Raw genomic sequence first — 19,908 nt, 5'->3', positions numbered from 1 at the left:
AGGAGGGTGAGCGGACTGTTCACTAACGTTTATCCGAATTTTACGAAGGGACGTATTCTCAAGCGGGATATGCTAGAGAGCTTGCGGGATGATCCGAGGCGCTTCACTGAGTTATCCTATCAGGCATACTCGGATGGGATCTTGGCAGGAGCCGAGGTGCGGATTACAGCCGAAAACCTTATTGTGTCTAGTGGTCTCGTCAAGTTCGGCAGCAGAATCTACGCGTTGGAGCAAGATTATTCGCTCTCGTATAGCGCGACTGGCAGAGAGACTGTGTTGAAAATTCGCTTCAGGGAAGCGGTAGCTCAGCTGGATTTCACCCTATACAACACGGATATTGTGCTCGATGATGATATCTCTCTTCGTGGCAACGAGTTGGAGCTGGGGAGGTTCAAGCTCAAGGAAGGAGCGAAGCTGCGCTCCGACTACCAGAGCTTCGCGGATTGTGCCACGGAGTACAACACATGGAATAGCATTTACACGGCCTATTCAGCGCTTGGCCAAAGTAGTCTGAGCCCAGCGTTGACGCGATATTTTGGTGCCCAGCTGCTAAGCGCAGGCAGCTCGAATGCCTATGACATCGCTTTTGCGATGCAGTGTCTGAATCAAGGAACCGTGAATCGCGACCTGATTCTTCATTATATTGGCAGTCGCTTAGGTACAGGTTACAAAGCTTACGATAATGTCCACATTCACAAATATTTGACCCGTATCCTGGAGGAGACGCAGGGAGGCACTCGGGCGAAGCCCGATCTGAGACCTGGAGCGCCACGCCGGATGATTGTGGATTAAGCTCAACTTAGACACGAAGGAGAATCAGAATGAAATATGAATTAGCATTGGATCAAGAAACGCAGCTTACAGTTACAACCGCAGGGCTATACGGGAAACCTACCGTATTCGTTAATGGAAATAAGCTGGATAAGCTAAAAGGGAAAGGCATGGAGAAGGGTAACAACTATGCCATCCCTGGAACCAATGGAACGAGACATCTTTCGTTAAAACGAGGATTTGATTATGTGCCGCAGCTTCGTCTTGACGGTACCCTAATTGAGCTTGCTCGCAAATTAAAAGCATACGAATGGGTATTCAGTGTGCTGCCTATAGCGATGGTTTTTGTTGGAGGGGTTCTTGGAGCTTTGCTGGGAATCTTGGCGATGGCCACCTCTATGCGCATGTTCAGGTCCAAAATGCCAGTATTCGTTAAGCTATTGCTCTCATTAGGGCTTACTGCTGCAGTCTATGTAGCATTTTTAATCATCGGTACTGTGTTCTCTTCGTTCATTCGATCTTTATAACAATCAAGGAAATGCTCATGACGTATTGGCGTATATAGACAACGGAATAAATAAATAGGAATGTAGAAAAAGGGGTAATTCGTTTGAAAAAACATTGGATTCATCTAAGCTTGGTTCTTTGCTTGCTTGGAGGCAGCACGGTATCAGCAGAACAAAACTACAACTGGATCGAGGGTGGGACAAAGGTAAGCTTGAAGCAGGTGGCAACGGTTGATCTTGACCCCTCTCTCGTGTTTCTAGATGCTGAAAATACGATGAAAATGAGTCGTGATAATAACCAAAAGCCAAGGGGCAATGAGCTTGGAAGTATTTTCTCGGCCGATGAGAAAGAGCAATGGAGCGTCATTTTCCGCTATGAGGACACCGGTTATATCAAGGATGCAGACAAAGAAAAAATCGATCCTAAAGCCATTTTGAAGAGCTATAAGGAAGGAACCGAAGAGGCGAATAAGGAACGAACGGAGGGCACACGGATTCATGTCACTGGCTGGGATGTAGAGCCTTTCTACGATAAGGCTACCCACAATTTGACGTGGTCCATGCTGGCCGAGTACGACGACAAGGAACAATTGGTGAACTATAACGTGCGTATGCTCACGCGCGAAGGCTACATTTCCGCCATTCTAATCTCGGATCCGAAAAATCGGGAAACGGATAAGAAGCAGTTGATCGAGAAGATTTTACCGAAGTTGACGGTTAATGCGGGTGAGAAATACGAGGAATTTAACGCATCTACAGATAAAGTATCCCAATACGGTCTGACAGGCCTGATTCTAGGCGGAGCGGGACTTGTTATCGCTAAGAAAGTTGGGCTGATCGCCACTCTTCTGCTCGTAGGTAAAAAGTTCGGGCTAGTGATTCTGGTTGCCCTGGGCGCATTAGGAACCTTCATTAAAAAACTGTTCAGCAGAAAGAAGCGGGCGGAAGCTGATGAGCGAAGTGCTGAGCAAGAAAATCTTTAACTTATAGCGGGAGAAGATAAGGAACAGGAGGAACGAAAAGATGAATGTACATCTCATACGCAAGGCTTCGGTCTATGTAGCGGGACAGGCTTTTCGAAAAGCGCGTAGAAACGAGAGGGGGGAGATGGAACTTAGGGTGAATCGTGGTTTCCGAGCGGGTTCCTATCTGGCCCTACTCTTAGGAATTAGCGTGCTGCTGATGCAACTATTTATGGAAGCGAATGCCGAGGACGCGGCGCTGCTCTGGCTGGTGGGGCTCCTGTCAACTACGCTGTTCGCCTTCTTGTCTGTAACCTTAACATTCATGAAAGTTGTAGTCAGCGAGCAGTTGCTGTACACCCATCGCTGGTATGGGGTGAAAATGATGAAGCTCAGCGAGATTACGGAAGTAGGCTACAGCCGCTTCTTCGGCGGACGTTTCATTCTAAAAAGTGCGGAAAAGCGGGTGTATGTGCCCGTAGATTTGGTAGGTACGGTGGAGTTGATTGAGCAGTTGCAGGAGCAGTTGGGTCAAGAGCTGTGCGCGCAAGCGGAGGTTTTTCTGCAACAGCGGAAGCTGCAGTTGATGGGTTTGGGATGGAAGTCAACCTAAGGAGGCGTGTAAGCGATGGAGTACGCGGACGAGAAGATATTGGCCTTTATCAACGAGGCGGAGAAAAGCCAAGAGCCTAAGGACATTTGTGCAGGGCCTGTACGCGTGGGACAACGGTACTACGAGTTTGAGGAGCAGGCTTTTTTTGACGAGAAGCTGAAGGTGTACATGCCGAAAGATTTTGACGACATGCCAGAGCAGCAAAGAAAGCTGAAATATCCGTATGAGCAGCGTCCGCAGATCATTAAGAGCGATGAGACGGGGGCCATCAATATTACGCTCAGCCTGATCGATCAGGAGTTGGATGATGAATCGGTTAAGGAATTGACGGATGGGATGAAGGCTCTGATCAAGAGAGCAAATCCATTGCACGTGTTTTACACCGATGGGATAGAACAGGTAAATGATAAACCTATTGGATTCTTTGAATTTAAAAGCTCAGCATTAGATGAGTTTCTTTATACGATCATGTTTATGTTTGAATTTGAAGGTGAAACCATCTTGGGAACATTTTGTTGTCCGTATCGGGAGTACGGTAATTGGAGAGAAATTGCATTCCAAGTCATACGAACCGTGAGCATAGTCAAGGGGGAGGAGCAAGAATGAGCCTATCTAGCTATAGTTATGGGGATATTGTCATAGCGCCCTATCAATTTGAAAGCATACTTGAGTTTATCCTGACAAAAGAGCTCAACGATCATGCCAAGCTTTACATTCGGGGCATCGTTCCAGAAGAAAAAATGGATCAATACGTCGAAGGCGCAGATGGTGACGAATGGTTGGAGGTCACCTTGAAAGAAGGAGAAGGTACACGCTCTCTTTTTCAAGGTGTCGTCACCAATATGACGGTGCAGACTACCCGTAATGCAAGAATCATGGCTATTGAAGCCTATAGTTCAACTTTCTTTATGGATATCCACAAGAGAAGCCGGTCCTTTCAAAATGCGAGCATGGCTTACCAAGAATTATTTGCCCAGATTACGGGGGAATATGCGGATTCTGATGTCGTGGATCAAGCAACACAAGGAGCAACTACGGGGGGACTGCTAGTCCAGTACAAGGAAACGGATTGGACGTTTCTAAAGCGGTTAGCCTCTCATTTCCATGCTCAGCTTGCACCGATATGCGGATTGAAGGGAACCAAATTTTATGTAGGCGTACAGGATTTTCCTGCAAGGCATAAGCTGGAAGAGTTTAACTATGCCATTAAAAAAGATTTGAAAGGCTATCGGATTTTAGCAGCTAATGATCTTCCTAATCTAGATGAGCAGGACCTGATTAGCTATGAAATCACGAGTACGCGCCTGTTAGAGTTGGGCAGTACGGTTGAATTCAAGGATCGAAAACTGTATGTATTTCGTGCTGAGACAGCGATGGTAGACGGTGAACTGATTCATACCTACATCTTAAGAGAGAAGAGCGGATTAAGCTGTAGAAAAAGCTACAATCCATCCTTGGTAGGAGCCTCTTTATTTGGGAAAATACTTGATGTTTCCAAGGATAAGGTCAAGGTGAAATTAGATATAGACAAGGGGCAGGGTACAGGCGGAAGTCTGTGGTTTGCCTATTCGACGATCTATTCATCCCCAGACGGAAGCGGTTGGTACTGCATGCCCGAAGTCGGAGATCATATTCGTCTCTACTTTCCCGATGAGCAGGAAAGACATGCATTTGCAGCAAGCTCTGTGGATACGACTTCTTCAGATACTTCCAAGCGCAGCGATCCTTCGGTCAAAAGCATTAGCACCAAATATGGCAAACAAATTGTGTTCCAACCGGGTTCGGTTGAAATCATGGGCAGCGGTAAGCTCTTGATGCGTTTAACCGATGATGGAGGCATTGAAATTAACAGCGACAAGAAAATTATTTTATCTGCTGAGGGCGATATTGAAATGAATGGAGGTGCCAAGATCTTGATTCAGGGAGATGAGGGTATTGATTTCAAACAAGCCAATGCAACGATTAGCATTGTAGATGATGTCACCATTAGCGGAGGCAAGGTGAACATGAAATGAGTCCGATGATGGATAAACAAGCGGCTCTCCAAGATTTTTTTGACAGCTATGTATCGGGGCGGTGGCAGAACGATATTCTGCTGATCGATGAAACCTACAAGCAGCAAAAAGAGCAGATAGACAGTTCGTTCATTTTGGCATTCGACAACGCCTGCAGACTAGCGAGCGAGCTGCAGGAGCAAGGGCTGAAGGGACATACACAATATATATATATATCCTTATTGCGGACAAGCTTTATGGAGAATACAGCATGCTATCGGATCGATGTGTATGACAACAACTGGTTTTTGGATCAAGAGGAATGCTTTTCCCTGTGGGAAGCCGATTTTATCTTCCATCCGCTTTTCGACCGCAGGGCAGCGTTGGAAACCCAGAAAACAGACTATGCGAGAAAGGTCACCTCGATGGATATCGAACAGATGCTTCTGGAAGAGGCGGAGCTCTACCATATGCTCGCTTTAGCTTTTATGAGAAGCAGGGTGGGGGAGCTTATCCAAAGTCATGCTTATCAAGAAATGAGTAAGCACCCCAATTTATGTATCTTTTCCGGAGAATACAAAGATCGAAGCGAAATTCTCTATGGAGAAAGTGGAGCGGATGCATAGCATGGACTATTTTATCTTAAAGCAAGACGAGCGATATACGAATACCCCACATCTTTTGAACGTGAAGGAACACATCGATAGCAGACAGCTTAACCTGCTGAATGCTCATCACATTGCGAGTACGGTTGTTTTGCAAGTGGAGGCGGACGCAGAGAGTCGGTTTCTGGATATTCTGGATGGACAATTGTTCCTTCTATCCGAGAACATGCAAAAGGTCGTGGAACTGTACGAACCGGAGACATTGTTCAAACGAATTTCGTTAATCGATCTAAAGCAGCAACGCCAGGTGAATTATGTGCTTCCGATTTTTAGGGAAATCGATGCGTTAAGTCTAAGCAGTGAGTGGAATACAAACAGAAGTGTACTCAAAAAGTCGATCTTGCAAGCAGACAAAATAAAAGGAAACAAGATTTTTCGTATAAAAGAAAGTGAAAAACCGTTGATCGTGGTACGTCTTGATGTTGCGGAAAGCATGATAAGGCGAAATTTAGCAGGCATACGACTGGTGCGGATACCTGTGGAATGAACGGGAGGGTAAAAGGATGGGGGAAGAATCCAGTTATATTGTAAGAGGGGCATCCATGTGGTGCACAAGTGGAAGCCATCACCGAAAGATTAATTTACCGTTAAGTCATGGCGTGTATGTGAATGGCCAACCGATGATGAATCAAGCGGACTGCAGCTCCGTGGATAACATTCCTTTCTTTGGCACCTGCAAGAGCGGGAGCAATCCCAATAACGAGACAATCTATTTGATTGGTGAACAGGGGCAACCAGAATCGGGGAAACGATGTTGCCCGAAATTTTATGGTCAATGGGAATTGACCAAATCGGATGCGAGAGTGGAAGAAAAGGGCGCACTGATCACGGACTCGCAATTAATATGTGCTTACGGAGGGTGCATTACGTTCAAAGATAACGGTCAGAATGGTGAATAATCCAAGGGGAGGTGAGCAGGAGAATGACAGGCTTTCATAATCTGAGGATAAGGTCGCCTTATCCAATAAAGACGATTGAGGATATTCGGATGTCGTGTCAGTTAAATGACCATGGGCGACTGTATGTAAAGGGAATCGTGGACGACAGCATACAGTTTCAATCGGTGCTGGTGGCGACTGGTGAGGATGAAATTGAGTTGTATGAGACTGACGGGCAGCAGGAGAACACCCTTTTCAAGGGTTTAGTTACAGGAATCCAGACAAGGAACAGCGGGGGAACCTATACCATCGAGGTGGAAGGCTTATCCGGCAGCTTCAGGCTGGATGCAGAAGAAAAAAGCCGCTCTTTTCAGAATGGTGGCTTGACCTATTCCGCATTGCTTAAAGAAATTATTAAGGAGTACCCTAGCTATAACGTAGTGGAGAGTGTGGGCGCTGGAATTAAAGTGGAGAGGGCTACTTTTCAATATAAGGAGACGGATTGGGAGCTAATCAAGCGTTTGGCCAGTGAATTACAATCCGTGATAGTCTGTGATATATTGGAAAGTAGTCCCCGATTTTATTTTGGACTTCCTCAAGGGACAAGCCATACGATCCCGGAGGATCAGCCCTACACAGCGAGTAAAAATTTGTCTGCCTTTCACCGGGCAGGGGGCTACGCGGCAGGATTTCACGATACGGATTTTTTTTATTATGACATAGAGAGTGCTTTGAAATATGAATTGGGAGATGAGATAGGGTTTAGGAATAAACGGCTGTATGTGAGCTCCATGAAAGCAGCCATGGAGGGTGGTTTACTTCGATATACGTACCGACTGTCACGGTTAGAGGGAATTCGGCAGGAGCCTCTCCCGAATTCTCGGCTCAAGGGGATTTCGTTGGAAGGAAAGGTACTGGAGGTTAAGGGAGAAAAGGTTAGGCTGCACTTGGATATAGATAGTGAACAGCCGAAATCGAAAGCACATTGGTTTCCGTTTTCGCCGCCAACGGGTAATATGATGTATTGTATGCCGCAAGTAGGTACGCATGCTAGTCTGTACTTCCCTGATGCTACGGGAGACAAGGCAATGGTTGTAGGGGCAGTGCGTAAGAACGGAAGCAGCAATGCCAAGACGGGTGATCCAAGCAAGCGCTATTTTGGAACTGAACACGGAAGTGAGCTGGAGCTAGCACCAACCGCGATCAACATTGTGGGAGGAAGCAAGCAGCCGTTAAAGTTGAGTTTTGATGATGCAATTGGCGTTACGATGACGAGCCATAAAAAGCTAGTATTAAATGCAGGAGAGGGAATCTCGCTGTATACACCGAAGCGAATCGTGATACAGGCACAGAGCCAGCTCATGGCAAAGAAAATGGGTGCATTAAGCGGATTCTCTGTCGAAGGCGAGTATCACTTTCTGGGTGGAAATGTACGGGTGGCAGGGACGACAAAGACTTCTTATACGGTCTATAATGACGAGCCGCAGGTAGGACAAGCACCGAAAGCAGAGGTCAAACAGGAAGAAACCACGGAGAAAAAATCCAAATTTGGTTGGGGGAAATTGCTGTTAGCTGCTGTGGCGGTTGTAGCCGTAGTTGTGGTAGTGGTGGCGGTCGTTGCGGTGTCTGTAGCCACGTTCGGAGCAGGAGCCGTGATTGGAGCAGCGCTATTGGGAGCGGCTTTCGGAGCAATCGGGGGCATTGCAGGAACGATGGCGTCTGACAAAGCGAATAATACGCAGAGTAGCTTGTCGACGTATCTAATAAACGCGGGTAAAGGTGCCCTAATCGGAGCCGTATGCGGAGCAATATTCGGCCCAGGCGGAGGTGCGGTAACAAGTTCGCTTGTAGCCCAGACAACCAGGCAGCTGGTGCAGGGAATAGGAACTGCGATGTTCTCGGGAGGTGCGGCGAATTACACGGATTATGTACTGAATGAAGTATGGGATGGCCGAACGCCAGATGGAGGTCGAGCGGTCGAAGCCTTTAAAAATGGGGCATTGTTTGGCGGTATATTCGCGGCTGCGACGCCATGGTTGTTAAAAGCATTTGGTGTGAAGCAAATATTGCCTCCAGATAAGAATAGAACAGGCAGCGGAAAAGGGGAAAAAGGCTCGCCTCCTAAGCCTCCGAAAACGAACGAAGGTCAACAATGGAGACCGAGTGTTCGGGTAACCCCTGCGCTTGCCACGCCGCAGGGGATTAAATTTAGTATGGGAAATCGTATAGAAACGAAACCTCTCCCTAAAACGTCTGTGCAGAAAAACTACATAAAGGAAATGGAGCGGGTTGAGAAGGAGGCCGCCGAGAAGGCTGTTAAGGGGACGGGTAAAGTTTCAAAGCTTTCTCATGAAGAGTTCCAGGAACTCGTCACGTTATTAAAAGGAAGAAATCTATCGAGAGACATGATCAAAGAAATTAAAGAAGGATGTGATAAGGGATTATTTGCAATTGAAAAAATTTCAGAAGGAAGAGCCCGATACAAGATCGATGTATTGGGAGCGGATGGTAAACCCACAACGACTGTATATTTGGACGAATATGGAAAAACAGTTAGCATGAATTGGACTGTGGGGCCACCAGGGAAACGAGGATCTGGATATAGTCGAGCACCAAAAGTTGAAGGTCATGAGAAGGGACACATAAAGTCAGTCTATGAAGGGTCTCTAGATAACGCAGTTGAAGATAGTCCGCTAAACATTATTCCACAAACGCGTCCAGTGAACGATCCTAAAGTGAAAGCATTTGAAAAGTATAGAGGTGATGAATGTCAGGGTGAAACGGTGATTACAGATATTCTTGATAACCCACCGGGGTATGTAAGAGTCAGATTACCTGGAAAAAATATAGATGTAACCTACAATCCTAGTTCGACAAAAGCAAGAGATTGGCCTAATGACTGGTTCACTGAGACAGGACCTTTTGACTAATCATTCACGGGAGGTGGAATAGTAATGTATTTAATCAAAGTTGCAGATAGATATGGCTACATAAATGCTCAAGGCGAAATGGTAATTGAACCAATGTATAAAAATGCAAGGGATTTTAATGAAGGATTAGCATATGTACAAACCTTCGATGATGTGAAAGGTTATATTAATCTTGCTAACGAGATGATTATTCAATTGAATGCTGAATATTATGGTGCTTTCAAATATGGACTTGCTAGAGTTACTTTAAATGGTTTAGATGGTTGTATCGATATGAAAGGTCAGGTTGTTCTTAATCCACAATTCGAAAGAGTAAACGGAGTAAATCCTGATAGAACGATTGTAGTAAAGCAAAATGGTAAGATGGGATTAATGAATTTAGATGGAAAATTCGTAATTGAACCTGAATGGGATTATCTACACACTTTCACCGAAGGACTTGCTTTAATCAGACAAAAAAATAAAGTTGGGTTTATTAATGAACAAGGTAACATTGTAATTGATTCTCAATTTTCAGATGCATTTTGCTTTTCAGAAGGTATGGCAGAAGCATCGCTCGATGGAGAGTATTATGGATTTATTGATTACTCAGGTAAATTCGTAATCGAACCTACTTATTATCAAGTAAAAGAGTACAAAGAAGGATTAGCAGGATTTAGATTGAAAACAGGAGGGAAATGGGGGTATATAAATACTTCTGGAGAGGTCGTTATTAAAAATAAATTCCAATTTGTAGGACCCTTTCAAGAAGGACTAGCAGTTGTTGAGAACCGAGATAGAGGTGGATATATCAATAAACAAGGAAAATATGTGGTGAAAAATGTACTATCTTCAACAACGGATTTTCAAAATGGACTAGGTCGTGTAAATTATAACGGCGAATGGGGTTATGTAAATAAACAAGGTCAGTGGGTATATAAGCCGAAAAGTTTTGACCTTTGGTGATAAAGGAGTCTGATAAATATGCAAACAAGAGACGAAGTATTGGAGAGTGTTCTTGAAAAATCACCTTATTTTGAATATTTATGTCGCTACGTATCATTAATCGGATTTAAATTTAAAGATGATTATGATATAGTTTCTCTCACTGGAAACAATGAAACTTTGCAATTCGCTAATATGTTAGATTTAACATCGCCGAAATATGGAATTGTTGACATACAAACTGTTAAATTAATTGATGAAAAAACACTAGATTTGTTAATCGAAATCGATGAATCAGATCTAGTGCTGTATGCTGAAAAAGGTATACCAATAACGAAAATGAGTATTTCATCAAGTAACGGGAAGGTTCAAATTTTACCCCAGATAGAAAAAATAATAAATAGGATTTTCATGCCTCCTAAAGATGGGCAGTTTCTAGTATCGGATAGAATTGAATTAATTTACGGTGGATTACTTGGATATAATGAACCAAAAATTGTGTGGAGTAGCAGTAAAAGTGATCTAATCGTACTAAAATATGAAAAAGGTTATGATGGATATGACGTATTTGTATCATCAGGTTTTACAAATCCAGGAATAGGAAAGTCGTTATTAGCTTTTAATGAAGGTCCAGCATCAGGATATGGATATGAGCTTATGATATTTTCAAAACCTGATGATACCGTTCTATGTAGAGAGTTAATCAACTGGGTCAAATATGTCGATGATACTGGCAAGCATATTTATCCTGGACAGTATCTAGAATATCAAGAAGGAGCAATATCTGGAACAGATATAAGTGGTTTTATCATTGTACCACCTATTGATCTTCCTCACCTTTTTCCAGTGGGAGTGGGATACGGAACATTTCTATTATTCATAGGGGTTACAGCTAAAGAACTCAACGTTGTGAAAAAAGAGGATGACATATACGTAATTGCAGATCTATTTTTTGAAAAAGGATATATTAATTACACACCAGTTCAAAGAGATTCGGTAGTATGAGTTATGTTATTCGATTTTTTGAAGTAGCATGTGTAAATTCATTAGAGGATGTAAAAATGTAATCGTCAAATAGCCCCCGTCTTGATATCAAGGCGAGGGCTATTTGATGCTTACGAAAAGAATAGGAGGAACGTACAAAGGAATAAGGGGACGGGTGATGGTGCGACTTCTCCATTTACTAAGTTAAAGTCTACAAAACTTTCTTCACAAGAAATAGAGCTAGATTGGTTACCTGAAAAATACACTGCCGTAGAAGTTAAAGGGACGGTTAAAGTGGCTGGAAAAGATGTAGATGTATCAAGAAGGGTTTATCAAATTGATATAGATAAAAACTATATACCAAAAGACCCTGAAGCGAATGGATTGACAAATCAACAACTAATGGCAAAAGGGAAGTCTCCATATGTTATAAAAGATGGTGTTGAAAGTAAGATCGAGTTGCATCACTTGATACAAAAAGAACCTAGCGGAATGGTTGAAATTGCTGAAGTAACACATGATAAATATTCAGGTCCTTTACATGGTTTGATTGAAGATGGTCAGAGTTTCAGAAATAACCCAGAACTGAGAAAGCAATACGACAATTTCAGAAATAATTACTGGAAAATGCGTTCACAAGATTAATTATGAAAGGTGATTTAGATGGACAAAATAATATCCGAAATGATTGAAGAATATGGAGATAATAAGGATTTCTATGGAGAGGTATCTGAGGAAGATATTTCTAGAGTTGAAGCGTTACTCGAATTCAAATTCCCAAAAAGTTATCGTGAATTTGTCAAGAAATTTGGCTCGGGCGGAATTTGTGGAGTAGAAATAGCAGGGGTTGAGGGAAGTCAAGGGGCTTCTGTTTTAAAAGCTACTGAGAGATATCGAGCATTTGGACTAGAAAAATACTGGGTAGTAATAAATGACGGGGGAGAATACTTTATGTGTATGTCAACTGATAATGAAGAAGAAAACGTGTTTTGTGGTGATAGAAGTGGTCAAAAACCTTTAATTCATTATAAGTCTTTTGATGAATATTTAATTGATGTGTTTCAAGAAGGTATAGATAATTTATAGATTAGTTTTTATATTTCTTTCAAGTTTGAAGGTTATGTATTGCCAAATAAACTTATAATTGAACCAATAACGCTCCAACCCATTTAATACCCGAATAAGGATGTCGTCATTTCGTTCGTACGCACATAAATGCTTGAACTTTATAACCCAAATAACGCTAATACGATACATTGAACAGGTTGTTATGGTCAGATACGATCATGATTTTCCTGTTTTTTTTCTAAATCTAAGATTACTACTTAGGGGACGGGTGAAGTTCCTGAGGGTTATTATCAAGATGCAAGCGGAAGATGGCACCGTCCTGACGGGGAGTATGCCAGTAATAAAGAGGTGGGGTTACCTGAATCAAGTGGCCTCACAAGACGTTTAGAGTATATGGGCGATACACCCGGAAAAAATTCCAGAACAGGTAAAGAAGTGCAAGAGAGAATGAAAAATGAGGTTCCACCAAAAATTCGAACGAATCGTGATGGGGAAACGAAATTTATGGCGAGCGATGGAAAGTGGTATCCTTTAGATCAAGCAGATATGGCTCATCTAACTGATGCTGTCTCATGGTGGAACAGTACAGGGAGATATTATGGTGCAAAGTCCCCAGAGGTCAGGGAATGGATGCTTGACTCTAAAAATTATGTGTTAGATCATTATAGTTTGAACCGATCCGCAGGTGCGAAGTTAAATGAAAACTACTTGCCACCAGAATAATCTTTTGGAGGGATTGAATATTGGAGCTAGATGATAAATTATATGTGCGAATTTCACAACTATGTAAAGAGGGAAATGCTTTAACTGAAAAAGGACAATTTATTAAAGCTATCGAGAGCTATACAGCCGCTCTGGAATTGGTTCCGTTCCCGAAGAATGATTGGGATACCAGTACATGGATATATACAGCACTAGGTGATACTTATTTTCATAATGATGACTATGAAATGGCAAAGAGCAATTTTTATAATGCTTTAAACTGTCCAGATGGAGTTTCAAATCCATTTATTTTACTGAGACTTGGACAGAGCTTGTTCGAGTGTGAGGAGCTTGATAAAGCTAAGGAATATCTGTTAAGAGCTTTCATGTTAGAAGGCTATAAGATCTTTTTTAGTGAAGATGATAAGTATTTTGAATTGATTAAAGATATGATTTGAGGAGGATAGATATGGCCACTTTACAATCACCTATCAAAGAAAAGTTCGAAAGTCTTGTGAATGAAAGTAATGAACAATTTAATAATAGTAACTATGAAGATTCTATTTTGTTGTTAGAAGAAGCTTGGGAATTAATACCTGATCCAAAAGGTATTTATTGTGAGGAAAGTTACCATTTGGTGAAGGATGTTGTGGCTACTTGTTTAATAATAAATGATCTTAAGAAGGCCAAGGTATGGGCGGATAAAATATTTTTAACTGGATTTGATCGTATAGATTCGGGTGATAAGGAATTTATTTCAGGTAAAGTTGCTTTTGAACTAGGCGATTTAGAAACAGCGAAAGAATTTTTCAGCATTGCCAATAGAAAATCAGAAGGTAGATGTTTTGGAAGTCCGAAGAATACTAAATATCTCAAATTTTTCAAAGGTTAAGGATGTAGTAATAGAAGATTGTACGATACAATAAACAATGCCACAATGCGAGTTAGCTGCCCGTGTTGTGGTTACTTTTTTATTCGCCACTGTCTCAGCGCTTGATGTATAGACCCCATCCAGTTCGGAATGAATCGGGCGGCTAAGCCCAAGCAGACTTAACCCTTGTAAGACCCGTATAAAGGTTTCGCCATTTTGTTTGCATATACATTTGATGGAATGGTTGTATTTGTGGCTGCCACGATCTTTTTAACGGTTGCTAGCTTTACTACTTAGGGGACGGGTAAAGGTACTCCGACTATAGGCAAGGTGGATTTTACAGCAGAAGAAATTGCTAATCTTAAAAACCATGTTATTGAAGAAGCACAAATGTTAAAAGATATTGGATTGAAAAATAAAACAATTGGTCCAGCTGTCGCGGGAGCATATGATAGAACGACAGGGAAAATTTACACTGCAATAAATAACGTTGATGGAAAAATACCAAGAGAATTAAATCCAATTATTAAAGAAAGAATAGACAATATGCCAGACGACATTTATGATTCTTATAGTTTGTATACACATGGTTCAGGATCGCATGCTGAGGTGTATGCAGCTAATAAGGCATTATTGGATAATCCGAGTGCTACTATTGATGATATTTTAATATATGTGATAAGACCTGGAGGCTCATCAAAGCCAGTCATCGATATACCATTCCAAACATGTCCGCACTGTAATTATATTTTACGGGATTTTAGAATAGAATCTGATTTGCCCAAATAATCTAACTATCAATGGAGTGGATGATATTAAATGATTGATGTTAATATTTTGCCAATGGAAGACGTATTGTTAACAGGTATAGAATTTACTGATGATGTTTGTTTTTCTGGAAATAGTGGGCAAGAAGTTTTTGATAAACCCATAGAAGATGGAGGGAAACCTATATCTGGTCTTTTATATGAAAGATACGATAATGGGAATTTGGCATATTACTCTTATTATAAGAATGGTTTGGCTGATGGAGACTATGTGAACTATTATGAATCTGGCAGGATTACGAGCTTCCAGAAAATGAGCAAAGGTGTAATAACAGGAGAATTTATTTCTTGGTTTGATAATGGTAATCTTAAATCAATCGCGAATTACAAATATGGATTTGCCATAACATACAGAGAGTGGAATATAGAAGGGGTACTAATTAATGACAAATTAGAGCCAAGTGAATTTGAAAAGAAAATGATTGATAAATATGATGCGCGGGCAAAATAAGTTAATGAATAAAATAACAGGTGAATTTGATAAAATTCAGTATGATTTAACTCAAAAAATAAAGTTAGAAGATAAATTTCACAAAGAAAATATTCGGCTGATTGCAGGTATTGACCTAGCATATTGGGAGGAAAATGAAACGACAATTGCAGTTTGTTGCATGTGTGTCGTGGATTTCTTGACGAAAACGGTTATAGAGACGAAATCTATGACAGGTGAAATTACGATCCTGTATATTCCAGGATATTTATCTTTCAGAGAATTACCATTAATTATAAAAACATTTAGCACCTTAATTAATGAACCAGATATCATTATGTTTGATGGGAATGGGTACTTACACCCCAGGAATATGGGGATCGCAACGCATGCTTCCTTTTATTTAAATAAACCAACAATAGGCGTTGCAAAAAGCTACTTGAAAATTGACGGGGTTGATTTTATTATGCCTGATGAAGAAGAAGGGGCTTTCACTGATATTGTGATAAATAACAAAATCTATGGGAGAGCATTACGAACACATAAAAGTGTGAAGCCCATTTTCGTCTCTTGTGGTAATTGGATAAATATCGATACTGCCACAGACTTTACATTAGCGTTAATTAATAAGGAAAGTAGACTCCCTATACCAGTCAGACAAGCAGATTTAGAAACAAAAAAAATGAGGGAAAGATTTAGATGAGTCTGTAAAATAGTTTGTGTAAACATTGTAGTGTTTGAATATTACTTAATAATCATACCGAATACCACAATATGAGCTATCTACTCGTATTGTGGTATTTTTTATAGCATTAGAAACTCTGACAGAGCGTCTAGCAAGCTGACATAATGGTCGTAATTGGTAAAATAGTTATCGCCTTTCCTTTAGGAGATTTTAAGATTACTACTTAGGGGACGGGTGATGTTCTTGATTCTGTACCATCAGTAAGAAACGGCGAGTGCAATAAGTGGTTCAATTCTTTGACTCCTGATGAATTTGACAAAGTATGGGCAGACCCTAAACTAAGAGATACCATAAAAGACCGACTCAGACATCCCGGTGGATTACATGAGTGGCATTTGGTATCAAGAGCAGATGTTTTCAAAAGATGGGGAGTAACGAGCGAACAAATTGCCGATATGCGGACACTTATAAGCGAGACAAAGTTCGTAAATCCCACTGGCAAACATAGTGGGAAAGGCTCAACAAAAGCACATAATGAATTATTAGAAATTATTGATTCGTCTACTGATTATGATATGTTTAAAAGAAGATTACAAAATTGGGCGAATTGTAGATTTGAAGGTGGGGTAGATGCTCTGCCTGATGGATTAAAACCTTAGAGGAGGCTTAACATGGAAAAGGAAGGATTCGTATCTCTGTGGGTAGGGAGTATTCAATCTTCCGAGGAATTGGATAGATTACTTGCTGTTTCTTATTCAGATGAAGGAGATTTTATTCCATCTATATTTGCTAAACAATTTGAGATTCGTAGATATGATGATGCTGTAAGAGAAGTAGAATATTATGAAGAAGAAAGTAATGACCTGAATCAATTACTTGAAGGATTCTCTTATGATGATGAAATTGTTCCAAGATTTGCTGCTCTCATGAAAGAAGGATTGACGAATACTTTTAATGCAGTAGTTTTACTATATAATTTTAAATATACTGGGGAAATTATTGAAGGAACCATTAAATCCAATTACTTTAGATTCTTAGGTACGGTAGAATATCTATAGTGGGGGCTACCAGTGCCGAATGAATCCATCATTCAACGAATAACACATCTAACCCATGTAAACTAGGTATAAATGGGGAAATTATCCTTTTAATATAAAAAAAGAAATTACCTCAAACGAGTTTCAAATTCGTAGGGGGTATTTTTTTACCTATTCGTTCAATCTTAGCCTCATGGTGATTCGTGCCCAAAGCCAACTAATGGCGAAGAAATTAGCGGCACAAAGCGGATTTGCGATAGAAGGTGAATATCACTTTCTAGGAGCGAACGTGAAGACAGCAGGTACGGATCGCACGACCTATGCGCCCTATGATGATGAGCCGAAGCAAGGCACACCGCCGCCTCCCCCACCGCCTCCGCCAGAGAAAAAGAAGTTCAGTTGGGGTAAATTAGCAGGCAATGTCGTGGGTGCTCTGGCGATTGTTGTCGTGGTAGCGGTAGTTGCAGCAGTTACCGTGGCCACTTTAGGAGCTGGAGCGGTCGTGATTGGAGCTGTAGTAGCCGGCGCGTTAGCAGCAGGAACGATAGCCGTTGGAAGCAAAGCGATCTCGGATATTAATCGAGGAGAGGTAAGTGACTTCGGGGACTACGCGGCCGATGCCTTTCGAGAATCGATGATCGGAGCGGTATCCGGTGCGATATTCGGCCCCTTAGGTGTTGGCGCACCTGTATTGGGTAAGATGGTCGTTGGCGGCGTATCGGGTATAGCCGAGAGTATAGCGAGCCAATTGACGGATAAAGACCCTGGTTTCAGTTGGGGAGAGGTTCTGTTCAGTGGAGCAATCGGATTTGGAACGGTAGGTCTGCTGGATGCGAAGATCGCCAAAAAAACGATCGGCGAGTATATCGGTCAGGGAGCTAATAAAGTAGCGCCGTGGTTAGTCAAAGGCATGGGAGCGGTAACAGATAAATTCAGTAAATTTGTAGGTAAAATTAGTGAATTGGGTAATATAGGTAAAAGCTACTTGAAAGAAAAAGGTACAGCAGCAATTACAGCGATTCGTGGGACTGCGGCCGACATTCAAAAGGGCTTGAAACAGGAAATAAAAGAAATAGGAGATTCGTTAGAAGCTCTGAAAAAGACCATTGGAAATACTGAGATTCCAAGGTTATTACCGCAACAAGAATTGGTTGGCGGCATGTTAACGCCGAATAAGACGCTTTCTGAGGCATTGCAGGATGCTAAGGATGGTGTGTTGAAGTTTTTAAAAAATGACGATGAGGTTGGTAAGGGGACTACAAAAGCTCCGAAACCGAGTAAACCGCCAGAAACTAAGGGGACGCCAGAAGCTCCTAATAAGACTTTTGTCGATAATCCATTTGATGAGGCAGGGAAACTTAAACCGAATGTGAAGTATAAAGCTGGTGAGCACCAATACGATTATGAAACAGATCATCTGGGTAGAATTGAAAACTTTAGTACGGATGATTTAAAATTAACGACAAGAGATGAACGTTTACCACATGATGCAAATACGCCAGGGAAGGAGTCAGGTGACCATGCAGGTCATTTGGCAGGAGATAGATTTGGCGGTTCGCCAGAGATTGATAACCTTGTATCTCAGTCAAGTAAGGTGAATCTAAGTACATATAAGAAAATAGAAAATGAATGGGCAAGAGTTTTACAGGCCAAACCGCCGAAACATGTTACTGTTGACGTAAAAATAAAATATGATGGGGATTCGCTTCGACCGTCTAGCTTTTAATGTAACCTACACAATAGATGGTGAGCTAAAAGTTTTCGATTTAATAAATTAAAAGGAGATTGGATTATGACAAAGGTATTTGAAGATTATTTTTCAGAACTACAAGCAGATATGGTGTCAATTTGCCTTGAGTATGTGAATAATAAGGCAGATATGATATATATATACGGTTCTAATGAATTTGGACAATTTAGTACAGATGTATTTTATCAAATTAACAATATTATTGTTAAAAAACACAAGGTTAATGATGCAGTATCAGACACTGATAGTAATTCAAGACCTGTTTATGATATTTCGAAAGAGAGACAAGTTACTTTACTTAACATTTTAAATAAAAATCTCCGTGAAATTAGTGATTTGTGCAAAAAAAATAACAGGGAAATGCCTACAGAGATGAAATTGACTTATGATGTATCTAAGAACAAATTAGATGCTCAATACAGTTACGAGATAAAATATACAAATGATCCTGAAAAATTATCTAGTCATATATTTGATGATTGGTTCGAAGAAGTGGGCGGAAAGTTATAGTTTACAACCCCAACAATAAGATCGTATTTTTAATGAATTTAATGAAAATAAAAGAATTCCATCTAGCTTATTGGCAATAGGACATGATCCAGTAGAAAATAAAATATTTATCTCTCTCTCAGGAAACGACAAGGGGAGAGTTTACTACTGGAGCCTAGACATGGAAGATATTGATGAAGACGAGTATTTACCCTCGTATAAACATATGAGTTTAGTAGCTAAAAACTTTACTGATCTTATTAATAACTTGCTTATACCGGAAGACTAATAATAACAGGTATCATTAGGAAAATTAACCTTTTAATAAAAAAAAGAAATTACCTCAAACGAGTTTCAAATTCGTAGGGGGTATTTTTTTACCCATTCGTTCAATCATGGTGATTCGTGCCCAAAGCCAACTAATGGTGAAGAAATTAGCAGCACAAAGCGGATTTGCGATAGAAGGTGAATATCATTTTCTAGGAGCGAACGTGAAGACAGCAGGTACGGATCGCACGACCTATGCGCCCTATGATGATGAGCCGAAGCAAGGCACACCGCCGCCTCCTCCACCGCCTCCGCCAGAGAAGAAGAAGTTCAGTTGGGGTAAATTAGCAGGCAATGTCTTGGGTGCTCTGGCGATTGTTGTCGTGGTAGCGGTAGTTGCAGCAGTTACCGTGGCTACTTTAGGAGCAGGAGCGGTCGTGATTGGAGCTGTAGTAGCCGGCGCGTTAGCAGCAGGAACGATAGCCGTTGGAAGCAAAGCGATCTCGGATATTAATCGAGGAGAGGTAAGTGACTTCGGGGACTACGCGGCCGATG

General features: G+C 41.4%; 25 protein-coding genes and 1 pseudogene. All 26 read left to right on the top strand.

Annotated features, from left to right (window positions below):
- Positions 1-6: 6 nt before the first annotated feature.
- The gene (locus GK047_RS28150) at positions 7-792 is read left to right on the top strand and encodes a DNA and RNA helicase (protein WP_346010402.1); all 786 of its coding nucleotides are present in this window, start codon (positions 7-9) and stop codon (positions 790-792) included.
- 29 nt (positions 793-821) lie between these two features.
- Positions 822-1,298 (top strand): hypothetical protein, encoded by a 477-nt coding sequence (locus GK047_RS28145; RefSeq protein ID WP_163953961.1) that lies wholly within the window; start codon positions 822-824, stop codon positions 1,296-1,298.
- 83 nt (positions 1,299-1,381) lie between these two features.
- Positions 1,382-2,260, top strand: coding sequence for a DUF2167 domain-containing protein (locus GK047_RS28140; protein ID WP_205517021.1), 879 nt, complete (start codon positions 1,382-1,384; stop codon positions 2,258-2,260).
- A 40-nt stretch (positions 2,261-2,300) separates the two neighbouring features.
- On the top strand, positions 2,301-2,852 hold the full coding sequence (locus tag GK047_RS28135) for a hypothetical protein (RefSeq protein WP_163953958.1): 552 nt from the start codon (positions 2,301-2,303) through the stop codon (positions 2,850-2,852).
- Between the two features lie 15 nt (positions 2,853-2,867).
- Entirely contained in the window at positions 2,868-3,458 is a 591-nt protein-coding gene (locus tag GK047_RS28130; protein WP_163953956.1) for a hypothetical protein, read from the top strand.
- Positions 3,455-4,867, top strand: coding sequence for a contractile injection system protein, VgrG/Pvc8 family (locus GK047_RS28125; protein WP_163953954.1), 1,413 nt, complete (start codon positions 3,455-3,457; stop codon positions 4,865-4,867). The genes GK047_RS28130 and GK047_RS28125 overlap by 4 nt, the downstream gene beginning before the upstream one ends.
- Positions 4,864-5,472: a hypothetical protein gene (locus GK047_RS28120; RefSeq protein WP_240344340.1), complete on the top strand. Its 609-nt coding sequence runs from the start codon at positions 4,864-4,866 to the stop codon at positions 5,470-5,472. The genes GK047_RS28125 and GK047_RS28120 overlap by 4 nt, the downstream gene beginning before the upstream one ends.
- Position 5,473: 1 nt before the next feature.
- Positions 5,474-5,998 (top strand): hypothetical protein, encoded by a 525-nt coding sequence (locus GK047_RS28115; RefSeq protein ID WP_163953953.1) that lies wholly within the window; start codon positions 5,474-5,476, stop codon positions 5,996-5,998.
- 16 nt (positions 5,999-6,014) lie between these two features.
- Entirely contained in the window at positions 6,015-6,410 is a 396-nt protein-coding gene (locus GK047_RS28110) for a DUF4280 domain-containing protein (protein WP_163953950.1), read from the top strand.
- Positions 6,411-6,433: 23 nt separating this feature from the next.
- The gene (locus tag GK047_RS28105) at positions 6,434-9,319 is read left to right on the top strand and encodes a hypothetical protein (RefSeq protein WP_163953949.1); all 2,886 of its coding nucleotides are present in this window, start codon (positions 6,434-6,436) and stop codon (positions 9,317-9,319) included.
- A gap of 24 nt (positions 9,320-9,343) precedes the next feature.
- The gene (locus GK047_RS28100) at positions 9,344-10,264 is read left to right on the top strand and encodes a WG repeat-containing protein (RefSeq protein ID WP_163953947.1); all 921 of its coding nucleotides are present in this window, start codon (positions 9,344-9,346) and stop codon (positions 10,262-10,264) included.
- Between the two features lie 18 nt (positions 10,265-10,282).
- A complete protein-coding gene (locus GK047_RS28095) occupies positions 10,283-11,248 on the top strand; it encodes a suppressor of fused domain protein (protein ID WP_163953945.1) in 966 nt (321 codons plus the stop codon).
- An 81-nt stretch (positions 11,249-11,329) separates the two neighbouring features.
- Positions 11,330-11,872, top strand: a complete 543-nt coding sequence (locus GK047_RS28090) for an HNH/ENDO VII family nuclease (RefSeq protein WP_163953943.1) — start codon at positions 11,330-11,332, stop codon at positions 11,870-11,872.
- Between the two features lie 18 nt (positions 11,873-11,890).
- On the top strand, positions 11,891-12,313 hold the full coding sequence (locus tag GK047_RS28085; RefSeq protein ID WP_163953941.1) for an SMI1/KNR4 family protein: 423 nt from the start codon (positions 11,891-11,893) through the stop codon (positions 12,311-12,313).
- 429 nt (positions 12,314-12,742) lie between these two features.
- Complete coding sequence (locus GK047_RS28080; protein WP_205517020.1) at positions 12,743-13,018, top strand: GH-E family nuclease; 276 nt, start codon at positions 12,743-12,745, stop codon at positions 13,016-13,018.
- Positions 13,019-13,038: 20 nt separating this feature from the next.
- Positions 13,039-13,455: a hypothetical protein gene (locus tag GK047_RS28075; protein WP_163953938.1), complete on the top strand. Its 417-nt coding sequence runs from the start codon at positions 13,039-13,041 to the stop codon at positions 13,453-13,455.
- A gap of 11 nt (positions 13,456-13,466) precedes the next feature.
- On the top strand, positions 13,467-13,889 hold the full coding sequence (locus tag GK047_RS28070; RefSeq protein WP_163953936.1) for a hypothetical protein: 423 nt from the start codon (positions 13,467-13,469) through the stop codon (positions 13,887-13,889).
- A gap of 309 nt (positions 13,890-14,198) precedes the next feature.
- Entirely contained in the window at positions 14,199-14,657 is a 459-nt protein-coding gene (locus tag GK047_RS28065; protein ID WP_163953935.1) for a YwqJ-related putative deaminase, read from the top strand.
- 30 nt (positions 14,658-14,687) lie between these two features.
- Positions 14,688-15,146: a toxin-antitoxin system YwqK family antitoxin gene (locus tag GK047_RS28060; RefSeq protein WP_163953933.1), complete on the top strand. Its 459-nt coding sequence runs from the start codon at positions 14,688-14,690 to the stop codon at positions 15,144-15,146.
- A complete protein-coding gene (locus tag GK047_RS28055) occupies positions 15,127-15,828 on the top strand; it encodes an endonuclease V (protein ID WP_481856065.1) in 702 nt (233 codons plus the stop codon). Before GK047_RS28060 ends, GK047_RS28055 begins: the two co-directional genes overlap by 20 nt.
- A 278-nt stretch (positions 15,829-16,106) precedes the next feature.
- The gene (locus tag GK047_RS28050) at positions 16,107-16,469 is read left to right on the top strand and encodes a hypothetical protein (protein ID WP_163953930.1); all 363 of its coding nucleotides are present in this window, start codon (positions 16,107-16,109) and stop codon (positions 16,467-16,469) included.
- Positions 16,470-16,481: 12 nt separating this feature from the next.
- A complete protein-coding gene (locus tag GK047_RS28045) occupies positions 16,482-16,868 on the top strand; it encodes an immunity 22 family protein (RefSeq protein ID WP_163953928.1) in 387 nt (128 codons plus the stop codon).
- Between the two features lie 172 nt (positions 16,869-17,040).
- Positions 17,041-18,573 carry a DNA/RNA non-specific endonuclease gene (locus GK047_RS29355; protein WP_205517019.1) on the top strand — a complete coding sequence of 511 codons (1,533 nt, stop codon included), beginning with the start codon at positions 17,041-17,043 and terminating at the stop codon, positions 18,571-18,573.
- A 66-nt stretch (positions 18,574-18,639) separates the two neighbouring features.
- On the top strand, positions 18,640-19,107 hold the full coding sequence (locus GK047_RS28030) for a DUF600 domain-containing protein (protein ID WP_163953926.1): 468 nt from the start codon (positions 18,640-18,642) through the stop codon (positions 19,105-19,107).
- A 25-nt stretch (positions 19,108-19,132) separates the two neighbouring features.
- Positions 19,133-19,375 carry an SMI1/KNR4 family protein gene (locus GK047_RS30790; RefSeq protein WP_481856066.1) on the top strand — a complete coding sequence of 81 codons (243 nt, stop codon included), beginning with the start codon at positions 19,133-19,135 and terminating at the stop codon, positions 19,373-19,375.
- 106 nt (positions 19,376-19,481) lie between these two features.
- Positions 19,482-19,908: pseudogene (locus tag GK047_RS28020) on the top strand (HNH endonuclease); the annotation flags it as partial.

It is taken from the genome of Paenibacillus sp. SYP-B3998, assembly GCF_010820665.1.
Lineage (GTDB): Bacteria > Bacillota > Bacilli > Paenibacillales > NBRC-103111 > Paenibacillus_E.
This window is presented reverse-complemented; position numbering and strand designations above follow the sequence as displayed.